The organism is Paracoccus sp. J56, from assembly GCF_019633685.1.
Lineage (GTDB): Bacteria > Pseudomonadota > Alphaproteobacteria > Rhodobacterales > Rhodobacteraceae > Paracoccus > Paracoccus kondratievae.
Map to the genome: position 1 here is coordinate 40,848 of NZ_JAFL01000014.1, position 14,893 is coordinate 55,740.

14 protein-coding genes are annotated in these 14,893 nt (G+C 62.3%); 3 read left to right on the plus strand and 11 right to left on the minus strand.

What is annotated here, in order from left to right; translation table 11 throughout:
* Positions 1-98: 98 nt before the first annotated feature.
* The 5 genes from M511_RS11695 to M511_RS11715 all read right to left on the minus strand — a co-directional run bounded on the left by M511_RS11695 (position 99) and on the right by M511_RS11715 (position 4,879).
* Entirely contained in the window at positions 99-1,133 is a 1,035-nt protein-coding gene (locus M511_RS11695; protein WP_010395580.1) for an ABC transporter ATP-binding protein, read from the minus strand.
* Positions 1,130-1,912: an ABC transporter permease gene (locus tag M511_RS11700; protein ID WP_010395581.1), complete on the minus strand. Its 783-nt coding sequence runs from the start codon at positions 1,910-1,912 to the stop codon at positions 1,130-1,132. Before M511_RS11700 ends, M511_RS11695 begins: the two co-directional genes overlap by 4 nt.
* The gene (locus M511_RS11705; RefSeq protein ID WP_010395582.1) at positions 1,909-2,757 is read right to left on the minus strand and encodes an ABC transporter permease; all 849 of its coding nucleotides are present in this window, start codon (positions 2,755-2,757) and stop codon (positions 1,909-1,911) included. Before M511_RS11705 ends, M511_RS11700 begins: the two co-directional genes overlap by 4 nt.
* 52 nt (positions 2,758-2,809) lie before the next feature.
* Entirely contained in the window at positions 2,810-3,916 is a 1,107-nt protein-coding gene (locus tag M511_RS11710) for an ABC transporter substrate-binding protein (RefSeq protein WP_085502281.1), read from the minus strand.
* 123 nt (positions 3,917-4,039) lie between these two features.
* The gene (locus tag M511_RS11715) at positions 4,040-4,879 is read right to left on the minus strand and encodes a 2-keto-4-pentenoate hydratase (protein ID WP_029371916.1); all 840 of its coding nucleotides are present in this window, start codon (positions 4,877-4,879) and stop codon (positions 4,040-4,042) included.
* A gap of 295 nt (positions 4,880-5,174) precedes the next feature.
* Here M511_RS11715 and mutS point away from each other — a divergent pair, with 295 nt between their 5' ends.
* The gene (gene mutS, locus M511_RS11720; RefSeq protein ID WP_085502282.1) at positions 5,175-7,823 is read left to right on the plus strand and encodes a DNA mismatch repair protein MutS; all 2,649 of its coding nucleotides are present in this window, start codon (positions 5,175-5,177) and stop codon (positions 7,821-7,823) included.
* A gap of 9 nt (positions 7,824-7,832) precedes the next feature.
* Here mutS and M511_RS11725 read toward each other — a convergent pair whose 3' ends face one another.
* The 6 genes from M511_RS11725 to M511_RS11750 all read right to left on the minus strand — a co-directional run bounded on the left by M511_RS11725 (position 7,833) and on the right by M511_RS11750 (position 13,076).
* A complete protein-coding gene (locus tag M511_RS11725) occupies positions 7,833-8,555 on the minus strand; it encodes an Ntn hydrolase family protein (RefSeq protein ID WP_010395591.1) in 723 nt (240 codons plus the stop codon).
* A 66-nt stretch (positions 8,556-8,621) separates the two neighbouring features.
* On the minus strand, positions 8,622-9,428 hold the full coding sequence (locus M511_RS11730) for a transglutaminase family protein (protein ID WP_010395594.1): 807 nt from the start codon (positions 9,426-9,428) through the stop codon (positions 8,622-8,624).
* Between the two features lie 15 nt (positions 9,429-9,443).
* Entirely contained in the window at positions 9,444-10,403 is a 960-nt protein-coding gene (locus tag M511_RS11735) for an alpha-E domain-containing protein (RefSeq protein WP_085502283.1), read from the minus strand.
* 14 nt (positions 10,404-10,417) lie between these two features.
* Complete coding sequence (locus M511_RS11740) at positions 10,418-11,830, minus strand: circularly permuted type 2 ATP-grasp protein (RefSeq protein ID WP_029371918.1); 1,413 nt, start codon at positions 11,828-11,830, stop codon at positions 10,418-10,420.
* Positions 11,831-12,030: 200 nt separating this feature from the next.
* The gene (locus M511_RS11745; RefSeq protein ID WP_085502284.1) at positions 12,031-12,609 is read right to left on the minus strand and encodes a hypothetical protein; all 579 of its coding nucleotides are present in this window, start codon (positions 12,607-12,609) and stop codon (positions 12,031-12,033) included.
* Between the two features lie 293 nt (positions 12,610-12,902).
* Positions 12,903-13,076: a zinc metalloprotease gene (locus M511_RS11750; RefSeq protein ID WP_158004472.1), complete on the minus strand. Its 174-nt coding sequence runs from the start codon at positions 13,074-13,076 to the stop codon at positions 12,903-12,905.
* A 909-nt stretch (positions 13,077-13,985) separates the two neighbouring features.
* On the opposite strand from M511_RS11750, the gene M511_RS11755 reads away from it, so the two are divergent.
* Both M511_RS11755 and M511_RS11760 read left to right on the plus strand, forming a co-directional pair.
* Positions 13,986-14,339: an STAS domain-containing protein gene (locus M511_RS11755; RefSeq protein ID WP_010395602.1), complete on the plus strand. Its 354-nt coding sequence runs from the start codon at positions 13,986-13,988 to the stop codon at positions 14,337-14,339.
* Between the two features lie 59 nt (positions 14,340-14,398).
* Positions 14,399-14,890 carry an ATP-binding protein gene (locus tag M511_RS11760; RefSeq protein ID WP_227493373.1) on the plus strand — a complete coding sequence of 164 codons (492 nt, stop codon included), beginning with the start codon at positions 14,399-14,401 and terminating at the stop codon, positions 14,888-14,890.
* The last annotated feature ends 3 nt before the right edge of the window (positions 14,891-14,893 follow it).

Below are 14,893 nucleotides of genomic sequence, written 5' to 3' on the forward strand. Positions count from 1 at the left end.
AAATAACTGGCGGAACAGCACCGATTAAAAACAAAGGCGCAGTCAAAGGTCAGATGTTCTTTTAGGCAAGTTTTTGCCGATCAACCCTGGCGGGTGGACTATTCACCCAGCACCAGCCAGCCCGATGGCGGCGCGGTCAGATGCACCCGAACGCCCGGCTGAGGCAGGGCAGCCCCCGGTTCGTTAAAGCGGTCAAGCACCACTTCCTGCCCGCCCACCCGCGCCCGCAGACGCTGAACCGAACCAAGGAATTCAACGCCGGTAATCTCGGCCGGGATGCCATGCTCGGCGATGCGCAGGCTTTCGGGCCGCGCGGCAAGGGTGACACCGCCCAGGGACAAGGGGCGGTCAAGGGCAATCTCTGCCCCCTCGACGCGGACGATGCCACGTGCAGGGTCCAGTACCTCGGCTGCGAAACGGTTCAGCGTGCCGACAAAGCCGGCGACGAAATCGGTCGCAGGCTGATTATAGATCTGCGCCGGAGTGCCGATCTGATCCGCGACCCCCTTATGCATGACCACGATACGGTCCGAGATCGACAGCGCCTCTTCCTGATCGTGGGTGACAAAGATGGTGGTGATGCCCAGCTGCTGCTGGATCTCTCGGATCTGGTTGCGCAGGCTGACGCGGATCTTGGCATCCAGCGCCGACAGCGGCTCATCGAGCAGCAGAACACGCGGACGCGGCGCAAGGGCGCGGGCCAGCGCCACTCGCTGTTGCTGACCGCCCGACAGCTGCCAGGGATAGCGCCCGCCCAGATCTGGCAGGCCGATCAACTCAAGCATTTCGGTCACGCGACCGGCCCGCTCGGCCCGGGGAACACCGCCGACCTTAAGGCCAAAGCCCACGTTTTCCGCCACCGTAAGGTTCGGAAACAGCGCATAGGACTGAAACACCATGCCGATCCGGCGCTGGTTCGGCCGGGCGCGGGTCACATCCTGCCCGTCGATCACCACGCGGCCCGCACTTGGCGTTTCAAACCCGGCGACCATGCGCAGCACCGTGGTCTTGCCGCAACCCGAGGGGCCAAGAAAGGACACAAACTCGCCCTTTTCCACGCTCAGGTCAAAGCCGTGCACGACCCGGGTCGTACCAAAGGATTTTTGCAGATGGTCTAGGGTCAGAAAGCTCATTTCGCGGGTATCCGTGTGCCAAACAGGCGAGAGATCAGTTGCATCACCCCCATGCAACCCCAGGTGACGGCAAAGGCGATCACTGCCAGCGCCGCCGGTTCATAAGCGCGGTTCGCGCCAAGCAATTGCATGTAGGGTCCGAACGCCGGCCGGTTCAGCAACGCCGCCATGGTGAATTCGCCAATGACGATGGCAAAGGACAGAAATGCCCCGGACATCACCGCCCCCAGCACATTGGGCAGGATCAGCCGGCCGATGATCCGCGTCCAGCCAGCGCCGAGGGATTGCGCGGCCTCCGTCAGGCTGCGCACGTCAAGCGTCGAAAGCCCGGTATCGACGGCGCGATACATATAGGGCAGCGCCAGCGTGGCATAACCGCACAAAAGCAAAAGATTGGTGCCCGATGCCGTCCCGGTCAGCGGCAGCACCGACGAGGTGTTGTAAAGCCGGATATAGCCAAAGACGACGACGATGGCCGGAATGACCAGAGGCAGCAGGGTGATGAACTCGATCACCGGCCGCAGGCGGGGCAGACGCAGCCGCACCCAATAGGCGGTCGGCACGACGATCAGCACCCCCAGCACGATGGTCAGCAGCGCCATCACCACCGAATAGCTGAAAGTGGCACGGAAATTCGCGTCCGACAGCACCGAGCGATAGGCATCCAGCGAATATTCCCCGCGCCGCATTCGTAGCGAAAACTCGATCGTACCGATAAGCGGCAAGAGAAAATAAAGGCCGCCAAGGATCAGCGCGGCCCAAGACCAGACCCGTTTCATCGCATCCACCTCTCGGCCCGGGTGCGCATGATGACATAGGCAAGGTTCGCAAGCCCGGTCACGACGATCATGCCGAAAGCCATGGCATAGCCCAGGTGCGGGTCTTGCAGCACATCGCCCCTGATCTGCGCAAACAGCATGATCGGCACGATCGACAGCGACGAGCCGGTCAGCGCATAGGCCGTCGCCACCGCACCAAAGCTGTTGGCAAACAGCAGCGCGAAAGTGCCCAGCAGCGACGGGAACAGAATCGGCAGCGCCACCATCCGCCAATATTGCCCGGTCGAGGCACCAAGCACCTCGGCCGCCTCGCGCCATTCACGCTTGAGCCCCTCCAGAGCTGGGGTGATGATCAGGATCATCAGCGGGATCTGAAAGAACAGATAGGTCAGCGTCAGGCCCCAAAAGGACAGCAGGTTGAAACCCAGCGCATAGATATTGATGCCAAACCACTGCCGCAGCAGCATGGTGACCAGACCGACCCGGCCCAGGGTGGCGATAAAGGCAAAGGCCAGCGGCACCCCGGCAAAGTTCGAGGCGACCCCCGAAAAGGTCATCAAAGGCGCCTTGATCCAGCCCGGCACGCCGCCCATCACCACCGCTGCCGCCATGGCAAAGCCGATCAGGCAGCCAAGCAGCGCCGAGGCCAGCGACACCTTGATCGAAATAGCAAAGCTGGACACGATCCGCGGCGAGGTCAGCCCCGCAAGATTGTCGAACGTAAACTGACCTTGCGGGTTCTGAAATGCGCCGATGACGATATTCATCGTCGGCAGCACCAGAAACAGCAGGGCAAAGGCGAAAAAGGGCAGGATGCCCAGCCAGTTCCAGCCGATCTGTCTCATTCCGCCTCGCCCGTTGGGGGTGACCCCGCCGCGTGGACGGGGTCCCTTTCTCTTATTCCTGAACCGCTGCGCCGACGACCTTGTCCCAGCCTTCGGTCACAGCCTTCTTGTTGGCTTCCTGCTGCTCAAGGGTCGGGAAGATCGCCTTTTCATAGGCCGAGGCCTCGGGCAGCGCGTCCAGCAGCTCTTGCGGGACTTTACCGTTCTTGACCAGATCGTTGAAGCGGATCGGGTGGCAATAGCCCTTGAGCCAGCCAAGCTGACCTTCGTCCGAATACAGGTACTCCATCCACAGCTTGGCTGCGTTCGGATGCGGCGCATAGGCCGAGATCGCCTGCACATAGACGCCCGCAACCACGCCATCCTCGGGGATCAGCACCTCGACCGGCGGGTTGCCATTCAGACTGTCGCGCCAGGACAGCAGGTTATAGTCCCATGCGGTGACGATCGGCGTCGCGCCCTGCGCGATGGTCGCCGATTTGCCGATGACGGGCACGAAATTGCCGGCCTTGTGAACCTCGGCCATCAGTTCCATGCCCTTCTGACCCGAAGCCTCGCCCGGCTCTCCGCCATTGGCGATGCCGGCCGCCATGACCGAAATGATCGCCTGCGCCGAGGCGCGCGGATCGCCAGCCAGCGCAAAGGCGTTCGCATATTCGGGCTTGATCAGGTCCTTCCAGGTTTTCGGCGCCTCGTCGATCAGGTCGGTGTTCACGCCAAAAGCCATCACGCCGTAGTAATCGCCGTACCAGTGACCATCGGGGTCCTTGGCATCATCGGGAATCGTATCCCAGGTCGAAACCTTATAGGGCTGGATCAGCCCCTCGGCCTGCGCCTGCGGGCCAAAGGACAGGCCGACGTCGATCACGTCCGGCGCCTGCGGACCCTTGTTGTCCTTGTTGGCACGGATCGCCTCAAGCTCATCTGCCGAGCCCGCATCGGGGTTAAGCTCGTTGACCTTGATTTCGGGGTATTTCGCCTTGAAGCCGGCGATCACCTCGCCATAGCCGCACCAGTCATGCGGCAGCGCGATGGTGGTCAGCATACCTTCGGCCTTGGCGGCCTCCTCCAGCGCCGCAAGATCCTGCGCCGAGGCAGCCCCCGAGGCCCCAAGCGCGATCAAAGCGGCAAGACCTGCCACAGTCGGTTGAATCGTCATTGGTCAACTCCGTTCCAGAACACGCCCCCAGTTGGCGGCTGGATGCCACCTAGCGGCCCCCGGTGACAGTCTTGCGACACGACGCCCTTGCTGGCAAAGGTTTTTTTCACCGCAGACGCAAGATCAGGGGACAAGCACGGCACCGACCTTCATGGTCTTGCCGCCGATCCGATAGTCGGCCTCGATCCGGTGACCGGGCAGTGCCGGATGCAAACCGCCCAGCGAGCCCAGCGAAATCACCGATCCGGGCTTTAGCTCATAGCCGCCCTGCTCGATCAGCCACAGCACCACATCCAGAGGGTGGCCCAGCAGCATTTGCCCTGTGCCCGCGTCGATGCTGTTTCCGTCAAGCTTGAGGTTCACCGTCAGCCCCGCCAGATCGGCGACCGGGTCACGCAGGTCCGAAATCGGAATGCCGCGTCCCAGCACGCCGCGCCAGGGCGTCACGCCATAGGCCGCCATCAGGGGTCCGGTGGGCGTCACCCCCTTTTGCAGCGCCAGATCGGGCAGTTCGATGAACGGCCGCACATCTTTCAGCGCCGCCGCCACCTCTTCGCGGGTGCGCGCCTGCATGATGGCAGAGCTGCCGACGGTCACGACCAGATCGGCCTCAAAAAACGGCGAGCGGCTGCCCTTGAGGCTAAGGCGCGAGCCATCGGGCACCAGCATCGGCGCGAAAAGCGCCCCCGAGACGGGCTGGGTCACGCCGAACCGCTCTTGCACCGGGCGTGAGGTAAAGCCGACCTTGACGCCCACGGGCGCGCCCAGCTCGGTCTCAAGCACGCTGCGGAACGAGGCATAGGCACAGCTTGCATCCTGCGCCGTGCGGACAAGCGGATCGGGCAGGCGCTGACCTGCGATCCAGCCGCGCGCGGCGTTCTGCATCAGCGAGACATCCGGGCAGGCCGCATTGGCCGCGCCCGCCAATGACAACATGATAGCACCCAGAATCAACGATCTCATCGTCCGGCCTCACGAACAGGTTTTGGCAGACGATGCCGCAATGCGCGGCAACTGTCACCGTGATTTTTGCGCACAGGGCGGGCATTTATGGCACCGGAGACACAACAATTCAGGCCCGGCTCCCGCGACAAATACCGCGAACGGTGCCGGACAGTTGCCTCGTGTGGCCCGCGCCCGTTTTCACCTTGATCTACGCGATTTGCAGCCATGCTGTTTGCATCAGCCGACGCGTCCCTTAGAAGCGTCTCTTGGAACAGGCGTCCCCAAACAGGGACCGCAGGCGACAAGGCTGGACATGAGCGATCAACCCACCCCGATGATGGTGCAGTATCTTGCAATCCGCGAGGCCAATCCCGGCGCGCTGCTGTTCTATCGCATGGGGGATTTCTACGAGATGTTCTTTGACGATGCGGTTGCCGCCGCAGCCGCGCTGGACATCGCCCTGACCAAGCGCGGCACCCATATGGGTGAGCCGATCCCCATGTGCGGCGTCCCGGTCCATGCCGCGGAAAGCTATCTGCTGACGCTGATCCGCAAGGGGTTTCGCGTCGCCATCGCCGAGCAGATGGAGGACCCGGCCGAAGCCCGCAAGCGCGGCTCAAAAGCCGTGGTCGCACGCGAAGTGGTGCGTCTGGTCACCCCCGGTACGCTGACCGAGGAATCGCTTCTTGAGGCGCGGCGGCACAATTTCCTCGCCAGCTTTGCCAGCGTACGCGAGGATTCGGCGCTGGCATGGGTCGACATCTCGACCGGCGCCTTTCGGGTCATGACCTGCCCGCCCGCTCGGCTGGGACCGGAACTTGCGCGCAATGCCCCGCGAGAGCTTCTGGTCATCGAAGGTTCGGATCTGGCCGAGATCGCGGCCGAGGCGGGCGCCGCACTGACCGAACTGCCCGCCGGCAGCTTTGACAGCAGCGCCGCCCAGCGTCGTCTGTGCGCACTGTTTTCGGTCGAGACGCTTGACGGCTTTGGCAACTTTTCACGCGCTGAACTGGCCGCCATGGGCGCGATCGCCGATTATCTGGAGCTGACGCAAAAGGGCCGGATGCCGCTTTTGCGCCCGCCGGTGCGCGAGGCTTTGGGGGGCGCGATGCAGATCGACGCCGCCACCCGCCGCAACCTGGAACTGACGCAGGCCCTGTCTGGCGGGCGCGAAGGCAGCCTGCTTGCCGCCATTGACCGCACCGTAACGGCAGGCGGCGCACGGCTGCTTGAACGCAGGATCAGCGCGCCCTCGCGCAATCTGGACGAAATTCACGCCCGGCAGTCGGCTGTCGCCCATCTGGTGGACGATCCGCGCCTTGGTGCCGATCTGCGCTCTGCGTTGTCCCATGTCCCCGATATGGACCGGGCACTGTCGCGGCTGGCACTGGAACGCGGCGGGCCGCGCGATCTGGCCGCGATCCGCGCCGGGCTGACCCAGGCCGCCCGTATCGCCGCCATGCTGGGCGACGACCAGATACAGGTTCTGGCCGAGGCCGCCCGCGACCTGACGGGCCATGACGCGCTGATCGACCTGCTGGACGAGGCGCTGGTCGCCGAACCGCCGCTGCTTGCCCGCGACGGGGGCTTTGTCGCGGCTGGCTATGACGAGGATCTGGACGAAACCCGCCGCCTGCGTGACGAGGGCCGTGGCGTCATCGCCAGTATGCAGGCTGATTATATTGCCGAAAGCGGTGTCCAAAGCCTTAAGATCAAGCATAACAACGTGCTGGGTTACTTTATCGAGACGACTTCGACCCATGCGGAAAAGATGCTGGCTCCGCCGCTGAACGAACGGTTCATCCACCGCCAGACCACGGCGAACCAGATCCGCTTTACCACGGTCGAGCTGTCCGAGCTTGAAACGCGCATCCTCAATGCCCGCGACCGCGCGCTGGAGATCGAGCGTCAGATCTTTGCCCGCCTGACCGGTGCCGTTCTTGAACAGGCGGGCCCGATCGGGCAGGCGGCGCGGGCACTGGCAGAAATCGACCTGACCGCTGCCTTTGCCGATCTTGCCTCGGCCGAGGGGTGGGTGCGCCCCGAAGTGGACAGCAGCCGCGCCTTTATGATCGAAGGCGGTCGCCACCCGGTCGTCGAGCGCGCGCTAAAGCGCAAGGGCGAGGCTTTCGTCGCCAATGACTGCGCTTTGACCGAAGGCGGCACTCCGGCGATCTGGTTGCTGACCGGTCCGAATATGGCGGGTAAATCGACCTTTCTGCGCCAGAACGCGCTGATTGCCATTCTGGCGCAGGCTGGGGCGTTCGTCCCTGCACGCCGCGCCCATATCGGCCTTGTCAGTCAGCTGTTCAGCCGCGTCGGTGCGGCGGATGATCTGGCGCGCGGTCGCTCGACCTTCATGGTCGAGATGGTCGAGACGGCGGCAATTCTTAATCAGGCCGACGATCATGCGCTGGTCATCCTTGACGAGATCGGACGCGGTACGGCGACCTGGGACGGGCTTAGCATCGCCTGGGCGGTGCTGGAGCATCTGCATGCCAGAAACCGCTGCCGGGCGCTTTTTGCCACGCATTATCATGAGATGACCTCGCTTTCCGCGCGCCTGCCGGGGGTCGAGAATGCCACTGTCGCCGTGCGCGAATGGGAGGGCGAGGTGATCTTTCTGCACGAGGTCAGAAAGGGCGCCGCCGACAGGTCCTATGGCGTGCAGGTGGCGCGGCTGGCGGGGCTGCCCCCATCCGTTGTCGAGCGCGCCCGGGACATCCTGCACCAGCTAGAAAACGGAGAGCGGCAGGGCACCGGAAAACCGGCCGCGCTGCTTGACGATCTGCCGCTGTTCCGCGCCACGCCCGCACCGGCGCCTGGCGCGATGTCGCAACCCCAGCCTTCGGCGGTCGAGGAACGCCTGCGCAAGCTGAACCCCGATACGATCAGCGCACGTGAGGCGCTGGATCTGGTCTATGAGCTGCGGGCGATGCTTGACGAGGACGGAGCCGCCTGACCGGGCGGCCTATATCGTCACCTTGACGAAACTGTCGCGCAGGGCGGCCGACCACGCAGCGGACATGGCCATGAATGCCGGGTCGCCCTCGGCGATGCGACGATGGCTGACGCGGCAATCGTCCTTGCGGATCACCGCCAGATCCAGCGGCATCCCCACCGACAGGTTTGAACGCAGGGTCGAATCCATCGACAGCAGCGCCGCCTTTTGTGCGTCGTCCAGAGAGGTGTCGGGCCGCACCACCCGGTCAAGGATCGGCTTGCCGTATTTATGTTCGCCGATCTGCAGAAAGGGTGTGTCCTCGGTCGCCTCGATGAAATTGCCCTCGGGATAGATCAGGAACAGCCGCATCTCGCCCCCGGCACGCTGACCGCCGACGATCATGCTGGCGCTGGCCTGCTGGTTCAGTTCGCGGCATTGCTCGACAATCTCTCGCCGGGTGCGGTTCAGCGTATTGCCGATGATCGTCGCCACCTGCAGCATGGTCTGGGCGCGCATGATCGAGGTGGTCTCATCCGCTTCGGGCAGGTCGATCGCCTCTTGCAGCCGGGCGATGGTGGTCTGGGTGACCGACAGGCTGCCGGCGGTCATGATGGTGATGATCCGCTCGCCCGGTTTCTCAAAGAAGAACATCTTGCGATAGGTCGAGATGTTGTCCAGCCCGGCATTGGTGCGGGTGTCCGACAAAAGGACCAACCCTTCGTTGAGCTTAAGACCGACGCAATAGGTCATGACCGTCCCATGGCACAAAAACTCCCTGACGGATACGCCGGCCGGGGGCGAGGCGCAACAGCAAGGCTATTGCTCCATTTCCTCGACCTGTACGCGCACATCAAGGCTTTCGTCGCCCGTGCCAAAGGTGGTGCCGCGCACCGGGGCCGCGTCATCCGCATCCAGACCCGAGCCAAGCCGCACATAGCGGTCATCGGGGCAGCAGGCATTGGCCGCGTCAAAGCCGACCCATCCAAGGGGGCCGACATGAATCTCGGCCCAGGCATGGGCTGCGTCATGGGGTTGACCATCCCGGCTGGAATGCAGATAGCCCGAGACATAGCGCGCCGGCAGACCCCGTTCGCGGGCGCAGGCAATCAGCACATGGGCATGGTCCTGACAGACCCCCTGCCCCAGCGCCAGCGCCTCGGCCGCGGTGGTCCGCGCATCGGTCACGCCCGGGCCATAGGCAACCGCCTGTGCCACGGCGGCAGCCAGCCGATGGGCCAGGTCCAACCCGTCCTCGCCCTGGGCCGAATGGGCCAGATCGCGCAACGCCGTATCCAGACCGGTCGCGGGCGTCGGGCGCAGGTAGACCAGCGGATGAACGCTTTCACGATGGCCGCGCAAAACACCGGCGGTATCGCGCGTCTCGACCTGACCCGAGATCGAGACGACGACCTCTTGCACCGGGCCGCGCACGGTCCAGCCCTCGATCCAGTCGCCCGCCCCGTCGCGAAAAGCCGCACCTCGTTGCCCGCCCGAGACCGAGATGGTCCAGTCCGCAACCCTCTGTCCCTCATAGACCGAGGGCGTCAGCCGCAGGCTCTGCACCAGCCCCTGCGCCGGTGGATCATAGAAATAGCTGGTTTCATGGGTAATTTTCAGCCGCATGATGCGCCCCCCTTTTTACATCCGGCCGCTTAGGTAATCATCATGCACGGCGGTCGAGATGCTGGCCACCTCGCTGATGAACCAGGTGAGGAACTCGTGCAGCCCCTCGTCAAAGATCTCGTCGATATTGCGGGCAAGCAGGCGTTTCATCGTCTCATGCGCCCGGACCGAGGCGGTGGCGGGCACGCCCTCGCCATAGCGGCGCACCAGCCCGTCCAGATGCCAGACCGCCTCGTAGAGCGAGGTCAGAAGCGAACGCGGGCTTTCCCCGTTTAGGATCAGAAAATCGGCGACCTTCATCGCCGTTACATCGCCGCCATAGGCCCAGTGAAAGGCACGATGCGCCGAAAGCGCGCGCAGGATCACCTGCCATTGATAATTGTCGAGCCCGGATCCGACGAACTCGACCTGCGGCAGCAGCACATAATATTTCACGTCCAGCAGCCGCGCAGTGGCATCCGCCCGTTCAAGCGAATAGCCAAGGTTCAGAAAATGCCAGCCGTCGTTGCGCAACTGGGTTGCGTTGATCGCCCCGCGCACGGTCGAGCCATGGCGCGTGGTAAAGTCGGTCAGCATCGCGGTATCAAGCTGGCTGCGCGGCCGCCGCTCCAGCGACCGCAGTTCTTGATAGGCGGTGTTGAGCGCATCCCAGACCTGACTGGTCAGCGCCGTGCGCACGATCCGCCCGCCCTCACGCGCGCGCTCGATACATGAGGCGACCGAGGACGGGTTGGCATGGTCAAAGAAAAGCCAGCTTTCGATATTTTCCTGCGTGATTTCATCGCCGTAATGTTCGGCGAATGCAGTGCTGGCGCCCGAGGCACGCAAAAGCGAGTCCCATTCGTTGCGATACCCCTCTTCGGTGTTTGGCAACAGCGTGATACGCGCACCCACGTCCAAAAGACGGGCGGCGGTTTCGGCACGTTCCAGATGACGACCCATCCAGAACAGGTTGGCGGCGGTGCGGCTGAGCATGGCTGACCCCTTTCCTATTCCGTCAGGACCCAGGTGTCCTTGACGCCCCCGCCCTGAGACGAGTTCACGACCAGCGAGCCCTCGCGCAGCGCGACCCGCGTCAGCCCGCCCGGCACCAGTTCGATCCGGTCTCCGCACAGGCAGAAGGGCCGCAGGTCGACATGTCGCGGCGCCACTCCCTCATTGACGAAAGTCGGGCTTGTGGACAGTGCCAGCGTCGGCTGGGCGATGTAATTGCCGGGGCTGGCCTTGATCCGCTCGGCAAACGACTCGATCTCGGCCTTGCTGGCGCGGGGGCCGATCAACATGCCATAGCCGCCCGAACCGTGGACCTCTTTGACCACCAGATCCTTGAGGTTGGCCATGACATAGCGATAATCCTCGTCTTTCCACAGCGTCCAGGTCTGAACGTTGCGCAGGATCGGCTCTTCGCCGAGGTAAAAGCGGATCATTTCGGGGACGAAGGTATAGACCGCCTTGTCATCTGCGACGCCCGCCCCCGGCGCCGAGGTGATCGACACTCCGCCCGAACGATAGACATCCATCAGTCCCGGCACGCCCAGCATGGAATCGCGGCGAAAACACAAAGGATCAAGGAACTGGTCATCAATGCGGCGATAGATGACATCGACGCGCTTTGGCCCCTGCGTGGTGCGCATATAAACAAAGCCGCCGTCGACAAATAGGTCGCTGCCCTCGACCAGTTCGACGCCCATCAGGTTGGCCAGAAAGCTGTGCTCATAATAGGCGCTGTTGTAATGGCCGGGGGTCAGGATGACGATGGTCGGCGGCCCCTCGCATTTCCGCGGCGCGACAGAAACAAGCGTGCGGCGCAGCAGTTCAGGATACTGATCCACCGGCTCGATCCGGTTGTTGCGGAACAGCGCCGGGAACATGCGCATCATGATCTCGCGGTTTTCCAGCATATAGCTGACGCCCGAGGGGGTGCGGCAATTGTCCTCAAGCACATAAAACTCATCCCGTCCGGTGCGAACGATGTCGATACCGACGATATGGGAATAGACACCGCGTGGCGGGGTAAAGTTTGCCATCGCTTTTTCATAAGCGTCGTTCTGATAAACAAGCCGCGCCGGGATACGGCCCGCGCGCACGATCTCGGCCCGCCCGTAAACATCGCGCAGAAAAGCGTTCAGCGCCCGGGCGCGCTGCTTGATCCCCCTTTCAAGCCGGCGCCATTCGGCCTGCAGGAACACCCGCGGCATCATGTCAAAGGGGATCAGCCGGTCCGGATCGCCCCCCTCGCCATAGACGGCAAAGGTGATACCGATGCGACGAAACAGCGCCTCGGCCTCGGCCTGCTTCATCTGGCGGATCTCGACCGGCATGGTCTCGATCCATTCAGACAGCATGGCATAGGGTTCACGCACCCGATCGCCTTCGAGCATCTCGTTGTAACAGTTCATCATCTTCACCACCCCCTGCTTTGTCCCCGATCTTCGCATCCGCAGTGGCACTGTCCACAGCGCGTCCCCCGCGAATGGTCGGGAAATCCGTTTTTGCCAGAGCAGAGCCTCACTCCGCCCAAATATAAGGCAGATCAGCAGCCGCGGCCCTGTCCACAGCAGTTTAACGCAGCAAAGCCGGGAAAAGATGCGCAGACAGATCGTCAGAAAATGATCGGATCATCTTCGAGCGCGCCAAGATCGCCGACTCCGTTCAGCATGATGGTATCGCCTTTGCCAAAATCCTGAACGGTATTGCCATCGACGACCCGGCCGATCTCCTGCAGTGCCGCGGCCGCGCTCATCTCGGCTCCGCCCCACAGCGTGCCGCCGATTTGCTGCCCGTCGATATTGTTATGAAAACCCGGTACCTTATCCCGACCACCGGCAAAAGCAGTCGGCCCCGCCACCGCCCAGCAGAGAGCCACTGTCCGCACCACCGATAAAAGTGTCGTTTCCGGCCACGCCGACAGGCGCGTCATTACCTCCACGACTGCTGAGACGATTGGTGCGAGCATTCCGGTGATCCGGTTCGCCAGTGAATTGCCGGAACCGTTCTGCGCCTTGTCGGATCCCAGAACCAGGTTCTCAAGCCACCAGCCCAGCCTCATGCAGGCATAGGACCGAACCGGATTGATACCGCCGTCCCTTGTCTCAACGATCTTGTCTTTGACGTCGGGGACATAGACATCGTTGTCGGCGCTGTTTCCGATCACCAGATCGTTGCCGCAACCGGCCTGCATGTTCCCGATCAGCGTATCGGAGGTGATCGAAATATTGCCGACAAGCCATGGGCCCCGGATACGGTTCCAGGCGTCGGCGAGATCCGCCGATCATGATTGTCCGAGGCAAGATACAGCGTATCCACACCGTCGCGATCACGGATGGTGAATATGATCGGCTCAGGGCTATCCGTATTACGCAGCAGGCGCGCTACGACGGAACAGGCTGCCCCGGCTATCGGTTTTCTCGTCATACACCCATTGCCACAGCGACCCCACATTCACATGACAGCTCGCGATCCTTTCGCCGGTCATCATTGATGAAGGACAGCGTCCTGACCATAGTCACCAAAGGTGATATGGATGGTGGCGCAGAGACCGGGATCGCGGCTGAAGGTAATACCGGCAACCGCCTCCCAGGCGGGCAGAGCCTTTCTGGCAAACTGCCGGCCCTCTGCCGACGGCCCGGGGAGGTCCACGTTCAGCACTCCACGCGACCTGACATCGAACGAACGGCGGCCGCAGCCCTGGCTTTCCAATAGCCATCGGTCAGCCGACGGGTGATCTCAGCCTTTGAAAACCTGCCCATCTCGTACACCTTCCTGCTGCCGGGTGTTGAATAACGGCCGCAGGATGCCAGCCCGCCGATACCTTCTATTCAACCAGTCCCGATCTTCAGATCCCCTGCTTATCTGGCAGAGGTTCAGAATGCCCTTGGATGGTTGAAGCCTATGCGCTGAGCCTGCAGGAGCATTTTGCACCGCCCGGGGTACTCTGAGAGTTCTTGCAGCGACAATCAGTCCCGTTCTGTCCGTGGCAACGCATTTTCGATCAGAAGCTCGGCAAAAGCACGCAGTTAATTCCCCGGGCACGACGTCCGGTCCATAACCGACAGTTCAGGCTCATCTCCCGCGCGCCGATCCGCGCCATCTTCGGCCACCAGACGTACCCGCAAGATTACGGGATTCGGACTCTCAGCCTTCAACGTAAGGTGCAGCAGAGCGTTCTTGCCGGCAACAAGCTGATAACCCCCCCTCGCAGAGCCCCGCCCGAAGCCGTGCAAATGCGGACCACCGGGGCACTTCGCCCGGGCCGGCAGATCAGCGCCACGGGGTCGCGCCGCCATAAGCGCCGCTTATGGCACACGACTGCAAGCAAAATCGCGGAATGGGCAAGGCGTATGTTTTCCTCTTCCATCCATGGGCAGAATGTCCCGGAACTCTGGCACGCATGGTTTTGCGGTTCAACGGTTCCATCCATTGGCAATCAACCGGCAACTAAAATGCCGGGAATAATTTCATTCCTTTTTCACTGTTTGCGGCGCAAATCCTGAGAGCGCTTACCAAGCGGTAAGGATTAGGACATTAGAGATAGGCAGAATTACAGGAAACCGGGATATGACGATGCAACTTAAATCGCTGCCTCATCCAGACGGGCTGATCATCCGTGTCGATGAACGCCGCCTTGATGCAGCTATCGCCACAGCGTTCAAGGATCGCATACGCGGGATGATCGCCACCGGAGGAATCCAGATAATTCTGGACTTGGGCGGGGTTGATTTTATGGACAGCTCGGGCCTTGGGGCGATTATTGCCATTTACAAGGCGATGCCATCAGGAAAAAAATTAACGCTGACGGGCATGACTCCGAATGTCGAACGGGTATTCCGTCTGACCAGAATGGATAAAGTTCTTCCCATTCAAGAATGGGCTGAGACCCCTGCCAGCAGCAATAAAAGAGCCGCGGAATGAATGCGGCATTCAAGCAGGCTGAAACACGGCTGCGATGCCCCCCGCCGGGACGGCAGCCCATGTTTCACCGGATTTTCCGCGCCAACCCCGCAACGGTGCGCGCGGTCCTGCATTTCCTGCGTGAGCGGTTCGACGGCTGCGCAGAAAGTGAGGTCATCTCGAAAGTCGAACTGGCGCTGGCCGAAGTGCTGAACAATATCTGCGAACACGGCATCAGACACGAAGCTGAGCGGTTACAGGGCCAGCCTCATATACCGCTGATCCACCTATGCGTCGCTCGACATGTGGGCGGCATAGCCTGTGCGGTAACAGATGATGGTCGGCCGCTGCCCCCCTCTTGTCTGGAGGCTCACGGCCTGCCCACGATTTCAGCGCCGGCAGATGCTTTGGATGCAATCCTTTTATTGCCCGAAGGCGGTTTTGGCTGGTTCTTGATTCAGGAACTGACGGCTTCGTTGAGCTATTTCCGTGAAGGCAGGCGAAATTTCCTAGGCTTTATCGTACCTGTAGCCGAACCGCCCCGGCAGCCAGTCGCGTCGAATGAGGGCTAAAGC